At 58.9% G+C, this 21,369-nt stretch carries 20 protein-coding genes; 10 read left to right on the forward strand and 10 right to left on the reverse strand.

What is annotated here, in order from left to right; translation table 11 throughout:
- Positions 1 to 6: 6 nt before the first annotated feature.
- A complete protein-coding gene (locus MD273_RS02385) occupies positions 7 to 456 on the reverse strand; it encodes a c-type cytochrome (protein ID WP_239036164.1) in 450 nt (149 codons plus the stop codon).
- 190 nt (positions 457 to 646) lie between these two features.
- Here MD273_RS02385 and MD273_RS02390 point away from each other — a divergent pair, with 190 nt between their 5' ends.
- Positions 647 to 1,564: an AEC family transporter gene (locus MD273_RS02390; RefSeq protein WP_239036165.1), complete on the forward strand. Its 918-nt coding sequence runs from the start codon at positions 647 to 649 to the stop codon at positions 1,562 to 1,564.
- Here MD273_RS02390 and MD273_RS02395 read toward each other — a convergent pair.
- Entirely contained in the window at positions 1,561 to 2,220 is a 660-nt protein-coding gene (locus MD273_RS02395) for a cation diffusion facilitator family transporter (RefSeq protein ID WP_239036166.1), read from the reverse strand. The two genes, MD273_RS02390 and MD273_RS02395, sit on opposite strands and share 4 nt — an antisense overlap.
- Before the next feature lie 262 nt (positions 2,221 to 2,482).
- Between MD273_RS02395 and feaR the strand changes: the two genes are divergently transcribed.
- Positions 2,483 to 3,397 (forward strand): transcriptional regulator FeaR, encoded by a 915-nt coding sequence (feaR, locus tag MD273_RS02400; RefSeq protein WP_239036167.1) that lies wholly within the window; start codon positions 2,483 to 2,485, stop codon positions 3,395 to 3,397.
- 62 nt (positions 3,398 to 3,459) lie between these two features.
- Here feaR and MD273_RS02405 read toward each other — a convergent pair whose 3' ends face one another.
- From MD273_RS02405 to MD273_RS02435, 7 genes are all read right to left on the reverse strand, one after another.
- Positions 3,460 to 4,869 (reverse strand): aldehyde dehydrogenase family protein, encoded by a 1,410-nt coding sequence (locus MD273_RS02405; protein ID WP_239036168.1) that lies wholly within the window; start codon positions 4,867 to 4,869, stop codon positions 3,460 to 3,462.
- 107 nt (positions 4,870 to 4,976) lie between these two features.
- On the reverse strand, positions 4,977 to 6,317 hold the full coding sequence (locus MD273_RS02410) for an alginate export family protein (protein ID WP_239036169.1): 1,341 nt from the start codon (positions 6,315 to 6,317) through the stop codon (positions 4,977 to 4,979).
- Between the two features lie 72 nt (positions 6,318 to 6,389).
- Complete coding sequence (locus MD273_RS02415; RefSeq protein WP_239036170.1) at positions 6,390 to 8,666, reverse strand: copper amine oxidase; 2,277 nt, start codon at positions 8,664 to 8,666, stop codon at positions 6,390 to 6,392.
- A 236-nt stretch (positions 8,667 to 8,902) separates the two neighbouring features.
- Positions 8,903 to 9,361, reverse strand: coding sequence for a Cd(II)/Pb(II)-responsive transcriptional regulator (locus MD273_RS02420; RefSeq protein WP_239036171.1), 459 nt, complete (start codon positions 9,359 to 9,361; stop codon positions 8,903 to 8,905).
- A 12-nt stretch (positions 9,362 to 9,373) separates the two neighbouring features.
- A complete protein-coding gene (locus MD273_RS02425; protein WP_239036172.1) occupies positions 9,374 to 10,267 on the reverse strand; it encodes a cation efflux transmembrane domain-containing protein in 894 nt (297 codons plus the stop codon).
- Positions 10,268 to 10,298: 31 nt separating this feature from the next.
- Complete coding sequence (locus MD273_RS02430; RefSeq protein ID WP_239036173.1) at positions 10,299 to 11,636, reverse strand: ATP-binding protein; 1,338 nt, start codon at positions 11,634 to 11,636, stop codon at positions 10,299 to 10,301.
- A complete protein-coding gene (locus MD273_RS02435) occupies positions 11,623 to 12,288 on the reverse strand; it encodes a response regulator transcription factor (protein WP_239036174.1) in 666 nt (221 codons plus the stop codon). Before MD273_RS02435 ends, MD273_RS02430 begins: the two co-directional genes overlap by 14 nt.
- Positions 12,289 to 12,490: 202 nt before the next feature.
- Between MD273_RS02435 and MD273_RS02440 the strand changes: the two genes are divergently transcribed.
- The 8 genes from MD273_RS02440 to MD273_RS02475 all read left to right on the forward strand — a co-directional run bounded on the left by MD273_RS02440 (position 12,491) and on the right by MD273_RS02475 (position 20,556).
- Complete coding sequence (locus tag MD273_RS02440) at positions 12,491 to 13,042, forward strand: cupredoxin domain-containing protein (protein ID WP_239036175.1); 552 nt, start codon at positions 12,491 to 12,493, stop codon at positions 13,040 to 13,042.
- Positions 13,043 to 13,118: 76 nt separating this feature from the next.
- Positions 13,119 to 14,885 carry a copper resistance system multicopper oxidase gene (locus tag MD273_RS02445; RefSeq protein ID WP_239036176.1) on the forward strand — a complete coding sequence of 589 codons (1,767 nt, stop codon included), beginning with the start codon at positions 13,119 to 13,121 and terminating at the stop codon, positions 14,883 to 14,885.
- Between the two features lie 68 nt (positions 14,886 to 14,953).
- A complete protein-coding gene (locus MD273_RS02450; RefSeq protein ID WP_502846041.1) occupies positions 14,954 to 15,625 on the forward strand; it encodes a copper resistance protein B in 672 nt (223 codons plus the stop codon).
- Positions 15,626 to 15,801: 176 nt separating this feature from the next.
- A complete protein-coding gene (locus tag MD273_RS02455; protein WP_239036178.1) occupies positions 15,802 to 16,158 on the forward strand; it encodes a hypothetical protein in 357 nt (118 codons plus the stop codon).
- 11 nt (positions 16,159 to 16,169) lie between these two features.
- Positions 16,170 to 17,525, forward strand: a complete 1,356-nt coding sequence (locus MD273_RS02460; RefSeq protein WP_239036179.1) for an APC family permease — start codon at positions 16,170 to 16,172, stop codon at positions 17,523 to 17,525.
- 27 nt (positions 17,526 to 17,552) lie between these two features.
- On the forward strand, positions 17,553 to 17,795 hold the full coding sequence (locus MD273_RS02465) for a DUF805 domain-containing protein (protein WP_239036180.1): 243 nt from the start codon (positions 17,553 to 17,555) through the stop codon (positions 17,793 to 17,795).
- The gene (locus MD273_RS02470) at positions 17,788 to 20,145 is read left to right on the forward strand and encodes a heavy metal translocating P-type ATPase (RefSeq protein WP_285229111.1); all 2,358 of its coding nucleotides are present in this window, start codon (positions 17,788 to 17,790) and stop codon (positions 20,143 to 20,145) included. The genes MD273_RS02465 and MD273_RS02470 overlap by 8 nt, the downstream gene beginning before the upstream one ends.
- Before the next feature lie 24 nt (positions 20,146 to 20,169).
- A complete protein-coding gene (locus tag MD273_RS02475; protein ID WP_239036181.1) occupies positions 20,170 to 20,556 on the forward strand; it encodes a DUF302 domain-containing protein in 387 nt (128 codons plus the stop codon).
- Between the two features lie 47 nt (positions 20,557 to 20,603).
- Here the strand turns inward: MD273_RS02475 and MD273_RS02480 are convergent, their stop codons facing one another.
- Positions 20,604 to 21,326 (reverse strand): cytochrome c biogenesis CcdA family protein, encoded by a 723-nt coding sequence (locus tag MD273_RS02480; protein WP_239036182.1) that lies wholly within the window; start codon positions 21,324 to 21,326, stop codon positions 20,604 to 20,606.
- Between the last annotated feature and the right edge of the window lie 43 nt (positions 21,327 to 21,369).

Here is a 21,369-nt window from a genome sequence, read left to right on the forward strand (position 1 = left end):
GCTCCCTCAGCCTTCAATGTTGGGTGGCCAGCCGTTATCGTCGATCTTGGACGTCCACTCCAGGAACGCCGCCAGATCCTCGATTTCCTGGTCGGTCAGGTTGAACTGCGGCATCTGCCGGCGGCCCGGCACGTTGGTGGGCATGGCATTCATCCAGGCGTTCATGTAGGCCTTGAAGACCTCGGAGTCACCGCCGCCCCGGCGGTCGAACACATTGGCCAGTTCCGGTGCGAAATAGGCGCCTTCGCCCATCAGGGAATGGCAACCGACACAGTTGTTGTTCTCCCAGACATGTTTGCCCCGGACAACCTGCTCGGTAAGCTGGTCCCGGTTATCCCGTTCGGGCATGGCCCGGGATTGAGTGTCAAAAGTCAGGGCCAGGAACAGCAATACGAAGAAGGCACTGCCTCCCAGGTAGATGTTCCTGGCCATGCTTTTGGTAAAGCGTTCGGCCATCGGTCTCTCTCCTTGGTCTTTGTGGAATACCTGACTACAGCACTAGGATATAAAGATGCATCTGGAATGCTGTTGATGATTATCAAGCATTACCAGATCTCACACTATTGCGCCGGGGAGTTACCTCTGTGGGGGTAGGTGATAGACTTCGCGCCCTGACTTTCACCCTTGCTGTTGTACGGAGTCTTCAATGGCGGCTGCGCTGGCGTTATTTCTGAAGCTGATTCCTTTGTATGTCACGGTTGTGCTGGGCTGGGTCTCCGGTCGCTACCTGCAAGCCAGTGGCAAACATATCGCCGGGATCATGCTTTATATCGTCACACCGTCGGTGGTGTTTTCCGGGGTGATGGCGGCACCGCTCTCGCCCGAAGTAATCCTGCTCCCGTTTCTGGTCTTCGGTCTTTCATCCGTCCTCGGCCTGGTCCAGCTGAAACTGGCAAAAAGGGTGATTACGGATGGCAGCGCCAGCATCATCCCCCTGTGTGTGGGCTCGGGAAATACCGGTTATTTCGGCGTGCCGGTGGCACTGCTGCTGTTCGGCGAAGAGGGTCTCGGCCTTTACATCGTGTGCATGCTCGGTACCACGTTGTTCGAGAATTCGGTGGGGTTCTATCTCGCGGCGCGCGGTCGATACGATCTCAGGGATGCACTGATGCGGGTGGTAAGGCTGCCTTCGGTTTACGCATTTCTGGCAGCGGTGGCACTGAATCTGTCCGGAATCCGGATACCGGATCTGTTTGTGCCCCTGTTCGACAATCTGCGTGGCGCCTACAGCGTGCTCGGCATGATGATCATCGGCATGAGCATCACTTCGTTCCGGGGGCTGGCCGGCAATATCCGTTTCACCGGCCTTGCCTTCTTCGGCAAGTTCGTGGTCTGGCCGCTGGTGGCGATCCTGTTCTGGTGGCTGGATGCGAACTTTCTGGGTATCTACGACACCGCAGTGCATCACGCAATGTTTCTGATTTCCATCACCCCCATCGCCGCCAATACCGTGGTCATCGCCACGCTGCTGGATATCTCGCCACGGCAGGCGGCGGGCACGGTGCTGCTCACCACGCTGTTCGCGCTGGCGTTCATCCCGGTCATGATTGCCATCGCGTTCTAACGGGAACCGGACGAGGAGCCACTGACCACCGGTTCCACACTGCCGGCCCGGGCTTCTGCGATGTCCCTGCGGGCGTGACGAACCACACTGACCCCGGCGGTGACGGCGAGGCTGCCCATGACCGCAGCCACTGCCAGGTCCGGCCAGGCCGTGCCGGTTCCGAAGACGCCCAGTGCCGCGCCCATCACGGCGATATTGCTGATGGCGTCATTGCGGCTGCATAGCCACACCGAGCGCATGTCCGAGTCCCCTTCCCGGAACCGGAACAGCATGGCGGCCACGCTCACGTTGGCGACCAATGCCAGCAGGCCAACGGCCCCCATGGTCATTGGTTCAGGCGTGATTCCACTCTGCGCCACCCAGATGGCACGGGCCCAGACCACCAGCCCGAATGCCGCCATCGTCAGGCCTTTCACCATCGCTGCCCGGCCACGCCAGAGCATGCCCATGGACAGCACGCTCAGGGACAGGATGTAGTTCGCGCTGTCGCCAAAGAAGTCGATGGCGTCGGCCATCAGCGAGACCGAGCCGGATTGGATACTGGCAATACCCTCCACCAGGAACATGGCGAGATTCACCCACAGGGCAATCCAGAGCGCCTTTCGAAACCCCGGGGCAGGGGATTTGGGTTCGGGAGCCGAGCAACTGCAGGCCATGAGTTTCTCCTTTCTTCAGTTACTCACAGTAAAAACCCTGGAGCTGCTACAGGGTCAACTCTTGTTGGGATTATTAGCGGTAGGAAATCGATTCTATGGCAGGTGTTATACGATTCAAAAAAACAGTAGATAATCCAGATAAATGTGTCGAAATTGATGCTGGGTGCCCTCCGTCCTGCTCTCTACGGGCGCTTGACATATACGAAGGAACTGGCCAATCTCTTCTCAAATAATCATAAAAGCCGATTTCGGTGGACAAGTAATGCTTGGAAACTCGTTCTCAACGGCAGGTTTTGACCGCTGGATCAGCGATGTAAATCAGATCTGTGGACCGTTTTCGGCAGAACCCCTCAAGCAGGAATTCTGCGGAAACATAAGCAAGATGGGATCCAGTGCCCTGGATATGTCCCGCGTTACCATCCGCGGGGCACAGCTGGTTCGTGGTCGAAGCGAAATCCGTCGGTGTGTCACCCCTGAGTTCTTCTGCGTTTTCCAGCTTCGGGGAACGTCGCGCGTTGAGCAGGCGGGGAACGGGTCCATTCTCCGGGCCGGTGATATTGTTCTGGTAGATTCGGCGCTCCCATTCAGCTTTACCTATGACAACGAATCCGAGCAGATTTCTCTCATCCTGCCTCGTCCGATCATCGAGCGAACCCTGAACCTGTCGGGAATTGAGCTTGGTGTCCGGATTCCCTCCGACAGCCACATCGCCCGTGTCGCCAACTTATTGATTGGCGGAGCAGCCAATTACGACAGTCTTGATGAGGAAGAGGGCGCCGCCATCATTGACTCGCTGATTATGCTGATCAAACCCTCGGTTATTCGCAGTGTGGGGGAGCACAGTCCCGGTGAGCGGGTCTTCCTGCAGGCTGCTTCTTTTATCCGGGAGAACATCGGTGAGTCAGAGCTGAGCGCACGTATGGTGGCGAGCACCACCGGGACCTCGGTTCGTGGCCTCTATCGGGCGTTTTCCGCACGTTCGCTGACTGTGTCGGGGTATATCAAAACCCAGCGTCTGGAGATGTGCGCCGAGTACCTGAAAGCGTCGAAGGGCAAGGTGAACCTGACTGAAGTCGGGTACCGTTTCGGCTTTGCCAGCCCCAGTGCATTTTCCACGGCTTTCAGGCAACACTTCGGTGTAACGCCATCCAGCTTCTGCCAGGACTGTCTTTCTTGACAGGGAGGCCCGCCCGATGACGCATGCGGCGGGCCGCCAGAGATCATGGAATCATCGGCGCGTCATTTTTTCACGCTGATGACCCTGGGCTGTGTGACCGCTTTCAACCCTTCCAGACCAAACTCCACTCCATACCCGGAGGCCTTATTGCCGCCAAAGGGCACCATGGGATGGATGGCGCCGTGCTGGTTGATCCAGACGGTTCCGGCCTCAACCCTCAGGGCGATCGGCTCCGCCTCCTCCGGAGTGTTGGCCCAGACCGAGGCGCCGAGGCCAGCCGACAGGCGGTTGGCGGAATCGACCGCTTCGTCCAAGTCCCGGTAACGGACAATGGGCAGGGCGGGGCCGAACTGCTCCTCATCCACCAGCCTTTGGCCATCCCGGATGTCGCCCACCAGGGTCACGGGCAGGAAGTAACCGGTGTCAGGGACATCGCCGAATTCCATAACCTCGCATCCATTGGCGCGCGCATCGTCGACCAGTTCTTTCACCTTCTTGAACTGCATCTCGTTCTGAAGCGGACCGATCAGGTTGCTCTCGTCCATGCCATCGCCAATCGGCATATGGCGGGCAAGGTCGCTGAGCGCGGTAACCACCGGGTCATAGTCATTTTCGTGAACGTACAACCGCTTGATACAGGCGCAGGTTTGCCCCATGTTCAGGAAGGCGCCCCAGAAAAGGCCCTCCGCGATGGCATTGGCATCAGTGCCGGGGGCCACAATGGCGGGGTCATTGCCACCAAGTTCCAGGGTGATCGGCGCGAGGTTTTGCGAGGAAGCCTCGATAATGCGCCGGCCGGTCGCCTCGCTGCCGGTGAACATGATCTTGTCAATGTCCGGATGGCTGGTGAGCGCGGCCCCGATGCGGCCGTCCCCGGAGATGGTGTTCAGCACCCCCGGTGGCAGAACCTGATTGATCAGCCGAACCATTTCCAGGGTTGCGATGGGGGTGTATTCGGACGGTTTCAGGACCACCGTATTGCCCATGCGGATGGCAGGAATGATTTGCCATATGGCAATCATCAGTGGCCAGTTCCACGGTGCAATTGCGGCCACCACACCCAATGGCACCCGGTGCAATACGTCCTTGCGCTCTTCGTCCTCGTGGACAGTTTCCGGGGGCAGTGCCAGTGCTGCCGGCACCTGTGTCCAGCCCACGCATGCCTGCATCTCGAAGCGCGAGCCCGGACCGGACAAAGGTTTGCCCTGCTCCCGGGTTATCAGCTCGGCCAGATAGGCTGCATTATCCTCGAGCACCTTGGCCACCCGGGCCACGGTTTCCTGTCGCTCCCGATCACTGACCCGGGCCCATTCCTTCTGTGCGTTGCGCGCAGCCATGACGGCGTCGTTTACGTCCTGTTCGCTGCTGAGGGGCGCCAGCCCCAGAGAATCGCCTGTTGCAGGGTTGAAAATTTCCTGGTGATCGGTGGCCTCAACCGGTTTTCCGTTCACCAGATTGCTGTAGGTTTGCATGACAATGCTCTCCTGAGAGTATTCGTTGGAGTCGGGCGGGACACCCGTTGCAGCGGCCCACGGCTGTGTCCGTGGGCCGCTTTTGTTTAGTAGGCTGATGACACGGGTCAGAACGGAACAATGGCAATGATCTGGCCATAGGTATTGGTTGTATCACTCCCGATCTGGCTGCCACCCTCGGCGGCGCTGTTGTCGGGCATATAGAATCCCAACAGAGGACTGATAATCAGGTGCGGCGCGGCTACCCATTCGGCGTATAAGTTGACCTCCTGAGCGTCCAGGCCGCCGCTACCGCCTGCGGTGTCGCGGAAGTCAAAGAACAGCGCTCCGAGACTGAGCGTTTCTGACGGAGTTGCCTTCAGGCCGACGTGGTGCACGGTGGCATCGGAATTGAACGGGCCTGCGTAGTTGGCAGCGACCTCACCCTGGAACCAGGTGCCGTAGCCGCGGTTGAAGCCGAAGAACAGCGGGTCGAAGCCTTCATCGAAGCTCGAATAGCGATAATTGACACTGGGTGACCAGGTTACATCACTGAAGGTCCAGCCAGCCTCGGCGTACCAGGCCTTGGCATTCTCATCAGAGCCTTCTCCGGCCTCCTGGTTGACGAACTCACCGGAAAGGAACAGGTTTTCGATGCCTGCATTGCCCTGGTAGCGAACGCTTGTGGTCTGTTGTCCGTCTCGTGAGCCGTATCCAAGTATGGGCGCGAAGGTGTCATCGACATCCAGCCCTTCGATATACGCCAGGCCAAACGTGCCCTCAGGGATCACATACTCGGCGTTGACGCCTGCCAGCTCCATCTCCGCTTGCGCTTTGTTGTCGGAGGCCAGCCAGAACAGCTCGGCGCGAAGTCCCTCCGAACCTCCGATACGGGCAATCGCGGTCCGGTCAAATGCCTTGCGGGCAGCGAGCCAATAGGCGCCCCCACGATCAAAGTCCAGGCCCGGGCCATTGAGAGCATCGCCAAAGTTCAGGGCATCGCTATTGATAAGGAAGCCATCGCCAATGGCAAATTGCTGGCGCCCGAATGACAGATCGAGACCGTCCTCACCAAGCGCCGGAACCAGGTTGCCCGAACGCCAGCCAAGGTAGGCATCCTCCAGTGCGGTTTCCCGTTCGTTGCCCGAGGTGATGCCTCCGGCATCGCCGTCACCCCAGGTGCCGGATGACACCAGGTTGACGGCTCCATAGACACGGCTGTCCGAGCCGATCCCCTGGCTTCCAGAGAGCCCGTATTTGATGTAGCCCTCCTGCCACTCTGATTCACCGGCAGACGATTTGGCGCCAAGGTTGTAGGTTTCCTGGCTCGAAAAAACACCCAGAACCGCTTCCAGATCGGCGTTCAGCTCGGTTCCGTCCTGGTCATAAAGGTTATAGGCCGAAGCGGGGGCCGACAGTCCGGCCACGGCCAGACAGAGAATGCTTTTTACAGAATGCTTGTTTTTCATTTTTCCTGATTCCCGTGTTTCTGAGTTTGTGGCGAGGCTTCCCTGCCTGAAAGGTCCCTCGTTCCGTGCGAATCAGTTCTCCGGCTTCTGGCGGTCGGGAAGATTCAGGGTTGGTGTCTGGTCAAAGAAGTTCCAGGGTTTCAGCATCGAGTGGACGTACTCGGTCGGCATGATGGGCCACTCCTCCGCTCGGGCTACGTGAGTCGCACCGGTGGTCATCCAGAGCACGGTATCGACGTTCTCGATGGACTCGTTATCCGCGACGAAGGTTTTCAGGCCGGTATCGGTTTTGGCCCGGTTCGGGTATTCGCCTTCCGGAAACCGTTCCTCGGGCTTGTATTGCGTGACCCAGATCTGCTTATCCATGAAGTTGACACGCTTGAACAGCCACTCGTCCTCACTGAATAACGCGCCCTTGGCGATGGGGTGAGTGCCGCCTGCAAACGGTATGAGCTGATAGCCAACCGGATAGCCCATGCGGTTTTCTTTATTGGGGTTTGTCATCAGGCGGACGGTTGACGGATCGAACTTCTGGACCGCCTCCTGTTCTGTGGCCACGACCCGCTCATTGGTGATCATGACGCTCTTGCGCGGTCCGCCGGCGGTGTTCTCGGCGACAACGGGATCAATTTCCCTGAGACTGTTCCGGGCACCATCAACATCCAGGTCCAGGCGGAAGTTGTAGATGTGCTGGTGGGTGGTACCCACGATGTTGTGGTCGATCAGGGTGCCGTAGCGGGTATCTTCTTCGGCGGTTTCGTCGTGAACCGTACGGGACTTCACGGCTTTGACCGCCTCAATGCCCGACGCTCCCACGGTCAGCCTGATGTTGCCATTGGCCATGAAAACCCAGTCGAACATATAGTCGTAGTTGCCGATGGTGCTCACCCAGCGTACAACCAGCTCCCTTCGTTCGCGGCTTTCATTGCCCGGGCTGCTGCCCAGCATTTCCGTGTGCTTGAATTCCGGGCCTGCGTAGCGCTCGAAGACAGCGACCGCGTTCGGAATGGTAAAGGGCTCGCCGCCGTTGTCGACCAGGGTGGCCGGCAGCAGTGTGGCGTTATTGGGGGCATCGACGCCGGCTTCCAGGGGAGAGGTAAGGTTCCCCATTCCGTAGTCGCCGGAGTCGAGATAGGACTTGAAGTACCAGCCAACGTCAGGATCGCCGTAAGGCACGATCATGCCACCCAGTGATCCCTCGTACATGATTTTCCGCTTTTCGCCGTTGTCGTTATAGGTCAGTGTCGAAATGACGGGGCCGACACGGGAATTCAGCTTGAGATGGAAGTCCCAGTTCTGCCACTGAATGGTATTGCCGGACATGGAGACGTTGGAGCCTTCCGGCTGCACCACCATCAACGGCTTTACATCCGCTATCTTTTCCTGATTGCGGCCGTCGTAGGGGCGGGGCGCCATCGGTACCGGGATGACGCCGTCGTCTTCAATCTTGAGAATGCTCTGTTTTTCCAGGTCTACCACGGCTACGAGATTCTCGATGGGGTGCGCCCAGTAGTTACCGTCACCGACGTCAAGGTAGGAGACCACTTTCAACAGCTTTAGCTCGTGCTCAAGGCCATCGTCCCCCCCGAAATAGCCGACAGTAAGCGGGGTCGCGACGACGTTTTCCACGCTGTCGATGCCGCGTTTTTTCAATGCTTGTTTATAGGCCTCGCTGTTTGAAACAATCTCCTGGACAGCGAGAAAGTCATCGAAGGTCACCATGCCGTGGGCACCTTCAATGTGTTCCCAGCTGATAACGGATTCGGAGCCCAGATCAACAGTGCCTTCGAACACCTTCCTGCCATCGACGACGGTAAAAATGGCCTGACGGGAAAAATCGTGGCTTTCCCCGAACGCCCATTCCCAGACTTTGTCTTTGCTGGGCTCGGCAAGCCGTATTTGTGTGAAGCGGGTCGTGTCGGTCCAGTGCTTGGAGTTCTTGACTGCACTCGCGGCTCTGGTGATTTCTTCCGCGGTTAATGGGTCCAGCGGATGGGCCTTATCACCAATGGCAACATTCTGGGAAACCCGATTCGCAAACAGGTCGTGTGCAAAGTTGCGTTCTACGAGTACCTCACCCTCATGCAGTTTGGCAGGGGCTGACAGTTCAATAACGTCACCGTTGTAGAAAGCCCGGGTTTCGCCCAGGGGCACCCTGATTTTTGCGTCCCCCGAGACAATCAGCAGTTCGCTTTTGTCCTTGTTGAGCTCGAAACTGGCTCCTGAAGAACTGAGGGCCTGCGATATCGGCAGATAGTCCGCAGAACCGCCGTGGGCCAGGACCGTTGGGTTGGCAACCAGCAATGACGAGGCCAGGGCGGCGGAGAGTATGAGTTTCTTTTTGTACATAGTGACTCCTGACAGTGTTTAGGTCGTGCGTGGGAGACGATTCGGCCACGCAGGCAATGCCGGCGCAGCCGTTTCAGGGGCAAACGCACCTGAGCGTGCTTCCGAAGACATAGGAATATCATTTCAGGGGGGCGGAGACTTTTGAATCACTGCCAGACTTTTCTTGAATCGTGCCGCCATGAGGTGGGGCACGGTTTGTTCTTCTGAGGAGGACGGGTTAAAGGGCGGGGGGCGTTTCAGGAATTGCCGGGGCGGTGGGTGCCGGGAACATGGTTGTGGCGGTCCTCCGGTTTCGGGGTCTCAAGCTCCGAGCTCAACTCCCCCAGAATTCCACACTCCCTTACGGTGCCGGCATCGGAGCAGGCGTCCTGAAGCTGCACCAGGGTTTCCTCCAGACTCGCCAGTTCCCTTAACCGCTCACGAACGTGAATCAGATGGCGCGCCAGCAGGGCGTCCACTTCGCTGCAATCCGCTTCCGGTTGCTCAGCCAGCCGGATCAATTCACGGATCTCATCCTGAGCCATGTCCAGGTTACGGCACCGCTTGATGAACAGCAGCCGGTCGAGGTGAGCCTGGCGGTAGCTGCGATAGCCGTTGGCATCACGAACCGGTGCGGGGAGAAGGCCGATTTTCTCGTAATAACGGACAGTTTCGACGGGAACGCCGGCTTGGTTGGCGATGGCTCCGATTCTCAAGGCTTGCCTCCTTCAGGATTTGAGCGCCAGAATGCGCCGGGCACCGTTCAGTACGATCAGGCCCACAATGGTCCCGACCACCAGGTCAGGGTAGTTGGAGCCGGTCCAGGCCACCAGGACACCGGCAACGATGACGCCGAGATTGATGACCACGTCGTTGGCCGAGAATATCCAGCTGGCTTTCATGTGGGCGCCACCATGACGGTGCCGGGCGATCAGGATCAGGCAGGTGCTGTTGGCCACCAGGGCAATGAGCGCCATAACCATCATCAACACTGATTCCGGCTCGCTTCCGAGAAGGAAACGCCGGCCCACTTCCAGCAGCACCCCGATGGCAAGAATCAGCTGCAGAATGCCGGCGACATGGGCAGCCCGCACCTGCATCCGGATGCTATGCGCGACCGCATAGAGTGACAGGCCATAGACGCCGGCATCGGCAAACATGTCGAGCGAGTCGGCAATCAGAGCCGTGGACTGAGCAATCACGCCGGTAGCCAGTTCCAGCACAAACATCACTGCATTGATGACGAGCAGGATCTTCAGGGTGCCGGATTCTTCGCCGGCACGAGTCGCCGCTGCTGTGGCGGCTTCGATAGCATCCGGATCCGCCGGGCGGGTTTCCTGCAGGGTTGCCCCCAGTCCCAGGGGCAGGAGCCTGTCGGTCACAGGTTGGGCTTGGCCGTCGTGAAGCACCTGGAGCTGGCGGTGTTCCAGATCGAATGACAGGCCACCTATCTTGGCACAGCCGTCCAGCGCCATGCGAATCATCCTTTCCTCGGACGGGCAGTCCATTTTCGGAATACGGTAGAGGCTGACCCATTCACCGGACGACGCGGGGCCGGTAGGTGTGAGCTCCCCGGAATCAAATGCCTTGCAACCGCATTCACTATTTTTGCTTTCATTCATATGCAGGGCTGTCCCATTGCCTCAATTGAGTTCAACGCCAGGGGATATCGACGATGACGCGAAGACCGCCACGCGCTCCTGTCTCAAAAGAGAGTGTACCACCGTAACGTTCGGTAATTTCCCTCACGATGGCCAGGCCAAGTCCATGCCCGGGGGTCTGCTGGTCCAGTCGAAGACCACGAATGCCAAGGGAAGACAACGATTCGGTTTGCACCCCCGGCCCGTCATCGTCGACCAGGATTTTCATGCGACCTCGCTCCTCAATAAGTGACAGTTCGACGGTGTTCGCAGACCACTTGCCGGCATTGTCCAACAGGTTACCGATAACTTCATTCAGGTCATGCTCTTCGAGGGGCCAGCGCCGTTCCTCCATTAAATCGGAAGCCAGTTCGAACGATTTTTCGGGGTATAGCCTGCCCAGCATCCAGAGAAGATCCCGTGCCTGCTTCACCGGGTAGGCACTTTTCCCAATCTGCGGGCCCGCAAATCGGCTTCGGCGCATCTCCGCTTCGAGCTGTTTGTCGATATCCCCAAGCCGGGCAGTCAGTTCCTGTCTCAGGGTATCGTTCAGTGGCCGGCTGGTGTCCTCGAGGGTTTGCCGGACTGCTGCGATGGGAGTTTTGACGCTGTGTGACAGGTTCGCGAGGGCATCACGGGAACGCTCCAGCCGTTGGTCCAGGGAGTCCAACAGTTGATTGAGTTGTTGTACCAGAGGCTGGAACTCTTCCGGAGCCTGAACCGCAATACGGGATATTTCGCCATCCTGAAGTCTTTTCAGAGCAGCTTTGAGGGTTACGACGGGACGCATGGAGAGGGTGATGCCAAGCCAGATCACCGCGACGAGCAGCAGGATCAGAATGATGGAGACGATGGCGGTCCACGCGTGTAGCTCAGCCTGGCTGCGTTTCAGTGCGCCAAGATCCTCGGAGACAATCACGACGATGGGCGTGTCGCCAACCTGGAACGACTTGCGGTAGGCCAGGATGCTGGTCGGGGTACGGCCATTGCCTTTGCTGTCGACCTGAGTGGCACCGTCCGGACCGGTCTCGAGCAGGGGCATCAGAAGGGGCGTCCAGGATTCCGGGGAAATGATGGTTTGTAAGGGGGCGTGAATCGCAAAAGCGTGGTGAAAGACTTCCTGAAAATAGTCGCCGGTCTGTAGTGTGTTCAGGTTCCCGCCCGATTCTCGAATCTGGTGTTCAAGGAACGCCACCTCGTCCTTGAGCCTGCTCTCGACGAATTCCCGAGCCATCCGGTCCAGCAACAAGCCATGCACAAACCATGCGATTGCCATCAGGCCGATGCCGGCGGGTAACAGCAGAGCAAGCAGAGTCCCTTTGACGGACACAGGTTTCTTAAACAGTGTCATTGAACAGATAGCCCTGGCCGCGTCGGGTGGCAATGGTGTCCGGGCCCACCAGTTTCCTCAGGCGCCGTATGTAAGCCTCGATCACGTTCTCGCTCGGGCTGTCGTTGAGGTTGTACAGCTGCTCCATCAGCTGCTCCTTGGAGAAGACATGGCGGGGGCGGCTCATCAGGCAACGGAGCAGGCGGAATTCGGTGCCGGTGAGGGTGTGCTCGGTACCGTCCTCCAGCTTCAGGCTCTGGCGATTCTCATCGAGCTCGAAACGACCGGCCTTGACCACCGAATGAACCCGGCCCTCACTCCGTCGGACAATGGCATTCAGGCGGGCAATCAGCTCTTCGGTCTGGAACGGCTTCGCCAGGTAATCGTCCGCCCCGGCCTTCAGGCCGTTCACCTTGTCCTGCCAGTCTCCTCGGGCCGTCAGAATCAGGACGGGAATGTTGACCTGGTTCATTCGCCATTTCCTCAATACGTCCAGGCCGTTGCCGTCGGGTAACCCAAGGTCCAGTACGACGGCGCGATAGTCTTCCTGCTCGCCAAGCATGACCGCCTCCCGGGCGGTGTAAGTCGCGTCCACGCTGAAGCCGGCCTTCTCGAGCTGGCTGGTCAGTCCATCGGCGAGCAAACGGTCGTCTTCGACAAGCAGTAAGCGCATGGATCCGGTCCTCATCGGCATCTGAACGAGGGTGCCAGTGTCGCTGACACGCCTGAATTCAGCCTGAACTCTGAAAAGTTGGTCATTTTCAGAAAGAATTCAGGTTCGTGCGAGATGGTAGCAATCGTTTCTTGGCATTGCTCAAGTTTCAGGGCAAGCCGACTGGCGTTCTAGCGCACATTATTTCACAGGAGCATATGGGATGACTGTATCAAAGCTTTTCATTGCCGCCGCGGCGATGTCTTTCACAGCAACGACCTTCGCTGCCGGCAGCCATAGCGGTGGCCACGGCGGCGACATTGGCGAGCCTGGACATGCCGACGATGTCTCCCGCACCATCCAGGTTGAAATGCACGACAACTACTATGAGCCGGAAGCCATCGAGGTAGCTCGTGGGGAGACCGTGCGCTTTGTGATCGAAAACAAGGGCCGGCTGGTTCATGAATTCAATATCGGCACCCCGGATATGCACGAGGCCCACCGGGACGAAATGAAGATGATGGTCGAGCACGGTGTGATCCAGGGTGGCAAGCTCAATGAAGACATGATGGACATGGGCAATGGCCATACCATGAAACACGATGATCCCAACAGCGTGCTGCTCGAGCCGGGCCAGAAGAAGGAAATCATCTGGACCTTCAGCACCAAAACCAACATGGAATTCGCCTGTAATATCCCTGGCCACTACCAGTCCGGAATGTACGGCGATGTGAACTTCGATTCCGCAGCCGACACCCAGGCCCGCGCAGACTGATCCCGCCCGAGGACAGCAATAAGGGAGCACCGCCTTCCCGGTGCTCCCGGTACAGTATTTCTGGAGTAACCAACTGATGAAGACAGCCTTGATGGCAGGGGCGCTTGCGCTCCTCATGCCTGCGATGGCGGCTGCCGGTGAGTACGACCTTACCGTGGACCGCGTGATGATCGACACCGGTGACTTTGTGAAAGAGGGCATCGGCTACAACGGAGCTTCTCCCGGACCGGTGCTCAGGTTCAAGGAAGGAGAATCGGTGAAGATCAATGTCACCAATAATCTGGATGAGCCGACCTCCATTCACTGGCACGGTTTGATCCTGCCATTCGAGCAGGACGGGGTGCCGGGTATCAGTTTCGATGGCATTCCGGCGGGTGAGACGTTTACGTACGAGTTTCCCATCGTGCAGAGCGGCACCTACTGGTTCCACAGCCATTCCGGTTTCCAGGAGCCCAACGGTGCCTACGGCGCGATCGTGATCGAACCCGAGGGGCGCGAGCCGTTCCGGTACGACCGGGAGTATGTGGTCCAGCTCACCGACAAACACCCGCACGATGCCAACCGGGTCATGCGTAACCTGAAGATGATGCCGGATTACTACAACCGTCAGCAGCAGACCGTGGGGGATTTCTTTGCCGATATCTCGAAGCATGGCTTCATGACCGCCCTGCAGGACCGTCTGGCCTGGGGCGACATGCGCATGATGAAGGCGGACGTGGAAGATGTTCAGGGTTTTACCGGCCTGATCAACGGCAAGGGGCCCGAGCAGAACTGGACCGGCCTATTCGAGCCGGGTGAGCGCATCCGTCTTCGATTCATCAATTCGTCTGCCATGGCGTATTTCGACATCCGGATTCCGGGGCTGGAAATGACCGTGGTGCAGGCGGATGGCAATAACGTGCAGCCGGTCACTGTGGACGAGTTCCGCATTGGTGTGGCGGAAACCTACGATGTCATCGTCCGGCCGAAGACCGCCGAGGCTTACACTATCTTCGCCGAATCCATGGGACGGTCAGGCTACGCCCGGGCGACACTGGCGCCTGAGGAAGGCATGGAAGGGCCCATTCCCGAACTGAGGGAGGCGCCGTTGCTGACCATGGCCGATATGGGCGGCATGCACGGTATGGATCATGGCGATATGGCTGCGGATGACGCATCGGCTGGCATGGATCATGGCGATATGAGCCAGGGTGCAATGGATCCGGATGGTATGAATCACGACTCCGATATGGCGGCTTCCGCCGGCACGTCCATGGCGGGCATGGATCACTCCGGTATGGATCACGGCGCGATGATCATGACCGAAGGTGGGGCCAGCGATCCCTTCTACGCCGATGGCAGCGGCCTGGTGCCGGTGGCGGCCAACGGCGGAAAGTTCCTCTCCTATGCCGATTTGCGGGCGCAGAAGCCGCTGTATGAGGAGCGTGAGCCTACCCGGGAAATCGAACTGCGTCTGACCGGCAACATGGAGCGGTATAGCTGGAGTATTGACGGCGTCAAGTATGAGGACGCGGAACCATTGAAGCTTCAGTACGGCGAGCGCGTCCGCTTCAAGTTTGTAAACGAAACCATGATGACGCACCCGATGCATCTCCATGGCATGTGGTCAATCCTCGACGTGGGTGCCGGAGAGTGGAACCCGGTCAAACACACCGTCAGTGTCCAACCGGGTACGACGGTCTATATGGAAACCGAGGTGGACGCACCAGGCCAGTGGGCGTTCCATTGTCACCTGTCCTACCATGCCGCCTCCGGGATGTTCCGCAAGGTCGTTGTCGAGGGTGGCCCGGATCAGGGCAACACTGCCGGCGTTGACGTTGCAAAGGACGGAGGTGACGCATGAGGACCCTGACGCTGTCTGCAGTTGCGCTGGCACTGACTTTGCCATCGTTGCCCGCATTGGGGAGCGATATGCCGCAGGATAACTCCGGTCGCAAGGATGCGCTGACCCTGTGGGGTGTCCAGTTCGAGGAGCTGGAATATCGCTACAGTGACGATGACGAGGAGCTGGGAGTCTGGAACGGTGATGCCTTCTACGGCACTGACGAACTCAAGTTCCGCTGGCAGTCGAAGGGCGAGTACGCCATCGAGGAGGAGGCCTATGAGAAGCTGGAAAACCAGCTGCTCCTGCAGACGCCGATCTCCGACTTCTTTGACGCCAAGGCCGGTGTCCGCTTCGATACGCCGGAAGGACCGGATCGTACCTACGGCGTGTTGGGGCTGTCCGGCCTGGCTCCCCACTGGTTCGAGGTAGATGCCAGCCTCTATGTCAGTGACGAGGGCGATACCTCGGCGGAGTTCGACGCGGAGTATGAGCTGCTCTTCACCAATCACCTGATCCTGTCCGCCGCGCTGGATGCCACCATTGCCTTCACTGAGGACCGGGAAATCGGCGTCGGCAAGGGCCTGGTCTCGACGGAAACCGGACTTCGGCTGAGCTATGACCTGTTTCACCGTTCCTTCTCGCCTTACCTGGGCGTAGTTCACGAGCGCAAGTACGGTGATACCGCCGACTTCGCGGAGGCTGAGGGCGGCGGTACCGAGGACTGGTTCGCCGTCGTCGGTGCCAGGGTCTCTTTCTGAGTGTCCACCTGACGCTCCAGGCAACGGGCCGCGGGTATCCCCCTCGGCCCGTTTTTATTTGCACCTGCTTGATGTGGATCAATTGGAGAGTATTTGAGACGTCTGATTTTCAGCGGAAATTCAGCTTCGGATGTTGTGATGGGTATGTAAAGCAAACAGGTCGGGAGGTAACAGCCATGACCAAAGCTCACAAAGCAACCAGCCAGGAGTCGTTCCTTCTCCGACGGAAATTGACCGTTGAGGGTCTGGGTGAGAGCCAGTGGGAGGATTTTATTCACGAGCTGAATCACCACCCCTGCGTGGATTTTGCCGCACACAAGCCGGGCGACCGTCTGTTTGTGACCTATGACGGGAGCCACTGGTCTACTGACGAGTTGCTTGACCTGATCGCAGGGTACGGGGGAAAGCTTCCGGGAGGTTGGTGGACGCGCAGGAAACTGGCGTGGTACCGGTTCACGGATGACAACGTCCGGGCGAATGCCAACCATGAGCCATTCTGTTGTTCCAAGATTCCTCCTATGAAACGTAAATAAAAGGAGATTGAATGGGTAGTGAGCAGGACAGAACCACCCACTATCAGGAGGGCAGTCTGACGCTTCCCGGGACCGTGATGCTGGGAACCGGCGTCATGATCGGCGCCGGCATCTTTGCCCTGACCGGCCAGATGGCACAGATGACCGGTGTGCTGTTCCCGCTTGCATTTCTGGCTGCGGCAGTCATCGTGGCCTTCAGCGCCTATTCCTACATCAAGATTTCCAATGCCTGGCCTTCCGCCGGTGGCATTGGGATGTACTTGCACAAGGCCTACGGAAACCGCCTGCCGACCGCGTTCAATGCCCTGCTGATGTATTTCTCGATGGTGATTGCCCAGAGCTTTCTGGCGCGAACCTTCGGTTCCTACACCATGCAGCTGTTCGGGGGCGACGAGAGTGGTCGCATGGTGCCGATACTCGGTGTATCGCTGATCCTGGTAGCTTTTCTGATCAACCTGCTGGGAAACCGGATGATCCAGGGCGTGGCCTCGTTCATCGGTATCCTCAAGATTGGCGGAATACTGGTTTTCGGTCTGGTGGGCGTCTGGATCGCAGACAGCATTTCGGTCGATTTCTCGACACCGGGAGAAGCGGGAACCGTTGGTAATTTCCTGGGCGCTACCGCGCTAGGGATACTGGCATTCAAAGGCTTTACCACGATCACCAACAGTGGTTCCGAGGTGCAAGACCCTCACCGGAACGTGGGCCGGGCCATTGTCATTTCCATTGCCGCCTGTGTGGTGATCTACACCCTGGTGGGCTTTGCCGTCGCCAGCAATCTCTCGCTGGCTGAAATCATTGAGACCCGGGATTACTCCCTGGCCGCTGCAGCACGGCCGGCCTTGGGTGACTACGGTGTCTGGTTCACGGTCGCGATCGCCATGATGGCGACGGCCGGAGGCATTCTGGCCAGTATCTTTGCGGTCTCGCGCATGCTGGCCATGCTCACCGAAATGAAGCTGGTGCCTCACAGTCATTTCGGCATGCCGGGAACCATCCAGAAGCACACGCTGGTCTACACTGTGGTCCTGGGACTGGTCCTCACGGCCTTTTTCGACCTGTCACGCATCGCCGCCCTGGGAATCGTCTTTTACCTGATCATGGACATTGCCATCCATTGGGGCGTGCTTCGTTATTTGCGGACGGATATTAAAGCAAGCGCCTGGGTGCCTGCGACGGCAATTGTTCTGGATATGCTGGCACTGGGTGGCTTTGTCTGGGTCAAACTGAACACGGATCCCTTCGTCATCGGTGTGGCCGTCGCAACGATGGCGGTGATTGCCGTTGTCGAACAGGTCTTTCTGACCCGATCCGCGCGCAGTGGGGAATCCGGGCATGAGGGAACCCACGTGCATCATCACCGGTGATGCGTTTTTGACCTGGAGGGCAGTACCATGATGGGAGAAGGAGCGTTCGGTAATACCATGTTTTATAACACCATGTGGGCAGGGCACTGGTTGTGGATGCTGGTGATTGCCATTGTGGTCGTGATACCGGCCTGGCGTATTTGCCAGCGAACCGGGTATCCGGGCTGGATGGGGCTTCTGATACTGATTCCGGTGGTCAACCTGTTCCTGCTCTACTTTCTGGCGTTTTCCGAGTGGCCCGTGGATAAACGAGGGGGGCCGGATGTCTGAGCACCAGCACGCCCATCATGTTCACCACAGTGAAGGGGCCGCCGCCGAGCACCTCGCCACAGACCCGGTTTGTGGAATGTCGGTGGATCCCCACACCGCCGAGCACCGGAGTCAGCACGGAGGAACGACCTGGTACTTCTGTTCCAGTGGCTGCCTGTCCAAGTTCGAGGAGAATCCGGACCGTTACCTCGGTGACGAACAGAAATCCGATGAGCCCGTGGCTCCCGGCACCATATACACCTGCCCCATGCATCCGGAAATCCGGCAGGAAGGTCCCGGTGACTGCCCCATTTGCGGCATGGCGCTCGAACCGGAGCAGGTAAGTCTTGATGAGGGGCCATCCGAGGAGCTGCGCGACATGACTCGCCGGTTCTGGATCGGTCTGGTACTGACCCTGCCGGTGCTGGTGCTGGAAATGGGCGGGCACCTGACCGGTCTGGACCGTATGGTGGCACCGCAGACCTCCAACTGGATCCAGCTGGTGCTGGCCACGCCAGTGGTTCTCTGGTGTGGCTGGCCGTTTTTTGTGCGCGGCTGGAAGTCCGTGGTCAGCCGTAACCTGAATATGTTCACATTGATCGCTATCGGTACCGGTGTGGCCCTGATCTACAGTCTGGTGGCGACTTTGACGCCCCAGATCTTCCCAAATGCATTTCGGCAGGAAGATGGCTCTGTAGCCGTCTATTTTGAAGCGTCTGCGGTCATCGTGGTTCTGGTGTTACTGGGCCAGGTTCTGGAACTCCGTGCCCGGGAGAAAACGTCAGGTGCCATCAAGGCCTTGCTGGATCTTGCTCCCGCGACAGCCCGAAAGCTGGACGACAACGGCGGTGAGACCGATGTCTCACTCGATCAGGTCAAGGTGGGCGACCGCCTGCGGGTGCGCCCGGGGGACAAGGTCCCGCTGGACGGGGAGGTACTTGAGGGCAGTTCGAACATTGATGAGTCCATGGTCACCGGCGAGCCTCTGGCGGTCAGCAAGAGACCCGGCGACCAGGTCATCGGTGGCAGCATCAACCAGCAGGGCAGCTTTATCATGCGGGCCGACAAGGTTGGCCGGGATACCATGCTGTCCCAGATTGTGCAGATGGTGGCGAGCGCCCAGCGCAGCCGCGCACCCATTCAGGGGCTGGCGGATAAAGTCGCCAGTTACTTCGTGCCGGCGGTGATCCTGATTGCCATCATCGCATTTGTCGCGTGGTCGGCCTTCGGGCCGACACCGCCCATGGCCTTCGGCCTGATCGCGGCGGTCAGCGTGCTGATTATTGCCTGCCCCTGTGCGCTGGGCCTGGCAACGCCCATGTCGATCATGGTCGGGGTTGGGCGGGGCGCCCAATCCGGTGTGCTGATCCGCGACGCGGAAGCGCTGGAACGCATGGAAAAGGTGGATACCGTGGTGGTGGATAAAACCGGCACCCTGACCGAAGGCAAACCTCAGGTTACAAAACTGGTGCCTGCCGAGGGCATCAGCGAGCAAGAACTGATGCATTTTGCCGGCGGCCTGGAGAAAGGCAGTGAGCACCCGCTCGCGCATGCCATTCTCGAGAAGGCCACTGCCATGGGGCTTGAGCTGCCGGACGCCGAGGGCTTCGACTCACCCAACGGCAAAGGCGTGACCGGCAAGGTCGAGGGGCGGCAGGTACTGATCGGTAACCGGTTGTTGATGCAATCCGAAAGCGTGGACACCTCTGACTTTGAAGCGGAGGCTGACCAGCTTCGCAAGGATGGGGCGACGGTGATTTTTGCTTCTGTGGATGGCAAAGTTGCCGGCCTGCTGGCCATTGCCGACCCGGTCAAGGAAACCACCGAAGCCGCCATTTCCGCCTTGCAGAAAGACGGCATCCGGGTGGTCATGCTGACCGGGGATAACCGCACCTCGGCCGAAGCCGTGGCCCGCAAGCTGCATATCGATGAAGTGGAAGCGGAAGTCCTGCCCGAGGACAAGGGCAGGATTGTGCAGCGCCTGAAGGATGAGGGCCGAATCGTGGCGATGGCCGGTGATGGTGTGAACGACGCACCGGCACTGGCGACAGCCGACGTAGGGGTGGCCATGGGCACAGGAACCGATGTTGCCATCGAGAGCGCCGGTATTACGTTGTTGCGGGGCGATCTGATGGGTATCGTGGAGGCGCGCCGGTTGTCTTTGGCGACCATGCGTAACATCCGGCAGAACCTGTTTTTTGCCTTTATCTACAACTCTGCCGGCGTTCCCATCGCCGCCGGTGTCCTGTATCCGTTTGCGGGCATACTGTTATCACCGATCTTCGCAGCAGCGGCGATGTCACTGTCTTCAGTCAGCGTGATTGTCAATGCACTGCGTCTGCGAGTGGTCAGGCTGGAACCGGACCACTGAACTTTTGCTTCACAGGAGATAGCCATGTCATACACGATTAACCGCCTCATCAGTAACGCGGATTTTGAAGACGTGGACCAGAGAGCACGGCAGGTGCTGGGCGACCACGGCTTCGGCGTGCTGACCGAAATCGACGTCAAAGCCACCATGAAGAAGAAGCTGGACAAGGACATGCCAGCCTATCGAATTCTCGGGGCCTGCAACCCCAACATGGCCTGGGAGGCCATCGGCCTGGAACCCCGTGTCGGCGCCATGTTGCCGTGCAACGTGATTCTCAGGGAAGTCTCGGAGGGCGTGGAGGTCAGTGCCATTGACCCCGTCGCATCCATGACGGCCATTGAGAATGATGAGCTCAAACAGGTTGCCGGCAAAGTCAGGGACATGCTGTCCCAGGTCGTCGAGGCGATCTGAAGCCATCAAATCCTCCCGGCCAGCTTGGCCGGGAGGCTCGCCATCGGCTAGCCAAGGTTCCCCAGCACCGGAAAGGTCGATAGCATCCACGAGGCAAACCGGGTCATCTGGCCGGTTAACACCATAACGCCCATTACCACCAACACCAGACCGGCCAGAGCCCTCAGCGGGCGGCTCCACCGGCTGAATCCCCGCACCCGCTCCCGAAAGTGTTCGATGAAAAGCGCGGTTCCAAGAAAAGGAAGTGCCAATCCCAGCGAATAGACCGCCAGATACAGCATGCCGGTTTCCGCGTTGGCGTGGGTGGAACTGAGAGCGAGTATGGCCCCGAGTATGGGCCCGATGCAGGGTGTCCACCCGACGGCGAACGCCACACCCAGCACGAACGCGGCGGTGGGACGCCCGCCTTCCAGGGTGTGGCCCAGGCGCCAGTCGCGCTGCAGGGCCGGCATGCTCCACCAGCCCAGCATGAACAGGCCCATGAGAACAATCAGAACGCCAGCCACCAGATTGGCTTCCTGCCGGTAGGCCATCAGCCACTGCCCGAGCAGGCTTGCGCTCGCGCCCAACGCGACAAAAACGATGCTGAATCCGAGCACAAAACAGACGCTCAGCCACATCGCTTTCAGGCGATTGGATGCTTCAGTCACCGCTCCGCCAGTTACCACTGACAGGTAGCCCGGTACGAGGGGCAGGGTGCAAGGTGAGAAGAAGGACACCAGGCCGCCAACGAAAGCGGCCAGGATGCCCCAGGCTGCAAGATCCGGCATTCAAGAACTCCAGAAACAGTGGTTTGCCCGGCCGCCGGCCGGG

Origin of the sequence: Marinobacter sp. C7, from assembly GCF_022343555.1 — a bacterium.
In the GTDB taxonomy this organism is placed as follows: Bacteria; Pseudomonadota; Gammaproteobacteria; order Pseudomonadales; family Oleiphilaceae; genus Marinobacter.

Bases quoted from the DNA above. Each gene is read 5' to 3' on its own strand.
- MD273_RS02415 (WP_239036170.1), bottom strand. From the start codon at position 8,666: ATGTACAAAAAGAAACTCATACTCTCCGCCGCCCTGGCCTCGTCATTG.
- MD273_RS02450 (WP_502846041.1), top strand. From the start codon at position 14,954: ATGCCGCAGGATAACTCCGGTCGCAAGGATGCGCTGACCCTGTGGGGT.
- MD273_RS02445 (WP_239036176.1), top strand. From the start codon at position 13,119: ATGAAGACAGCCTTGATGGCAGGGGCGCTTGCGCTCCTCATGCCTGCG.
- MD273_RS02475 (WP_239036181.1), top strand. From the start codon at position 20,170: ATGTCATACACGATTAACCGCCTCATCAGTAACGCGGATTTTGAAGAC.
- MD273_RS02455 (WP_239036178.1), top strand. From the start codon at position 15,802: ATGACCAAAGCTCACAAAGCAACCAGCCAGGAGTCGTTCCTTCTCCGA.
- MD273_RS02410 (WP_239036169.1), bottom strand. From the start codon at position 6,317: ATGAAAAACAAGCATTCTGTAAAAAGCATTCTCTGTCTGGCCGTGGCC.
- feaR (WP_239036167.1), top strand. From the start codon at position 2,483: ATGCTTGGAAACTCGTTCTCAACGGCAGGTTTTGACCGCTGGATCAGC.
- MD273_RS02440 (WP_239036175.1), top strand. From the start codon at position 12,491: ATGACTGTATCAAAGCTTTTCATTGCCGCCGCGGCGATGTCTTTCACA.
- MD273_RS02480 (WP_239036182.1), bottom strand. From the start codon at position 21,326: ATGCCGGATCTTGCAGCCTGGGGCATCCTGGCCGCTTTCGTTGGCGGC.
- MD273_RS02395 (WP_239036166.1), bottom strand. From the start codon at position 2,220: ATGGCCTGCAGTTGCTCGGCTCCCGAACCCAAATCCCCTGCCCCGGGG.
- MD273_RS02390 (WP_239036165.1), top strand. From the start codon at position 647: ATGGCGGCTGCGCTGGCGTTATTTCTGAAGCTGATTCCTTTGTATGTC.
- MD273_RS02425 (WP_239036172.1), bottom strand. From the start codon at position 10,267: ATGAATGAAAGCAAAAATAGTGAATGCGGTTGCAAGGCATTTGATTCC.
- MD273_RS02465 (WP_239036180.1), top strand. From the start codon at position 17,553: ATGATGGGAGAAGGAGCGTTCGGTAATACCATGTTTTATAACACCATG.
- MD273_RS02435 (WP_239036174.1), bottom strand. From the start codon at position 12,288: ATGCGCTTACTGCTTGTCGAAGACGACCGTTTGCTCGCCGATGGACTG.
- MD273_RS02405 (WP_239036168.1), bottom strand. From the start codon at position 4,869: ATGCAAACCTACAGCAATCTGGTGAACGGAAAACCGGTTGAGGCCACC.
- MD273_RS02460 (WP_239036179.1), top strand. From the start codon at position 16,170: ATGGGTAGTGAGCAGGACAGAACCACCCACTATCAGGAGGGCAGTCTG.
- MD273_RS02385 (WP_239036164.1), bottom strand. From the start codon at position 456: ATGGCCGAACGCTTTACCAAAAGCATGGCCAGGAACATCTACCTGGGA.
- MD273_RS02430 (WP_239036173.1), bottom strand. From the start codon at position 11,636: ATGACACTGTTTAAGAAACCTGTGTCCGTCAAAGGGACTCTGCTTGCT.
- MD273_RS02470 (WP_285229111.1), top strand. From the start codon at position 17,788: ATGTCTGAGCACCAGCACGCCCATCATGTTCACCACAGTGAAGGGGCC.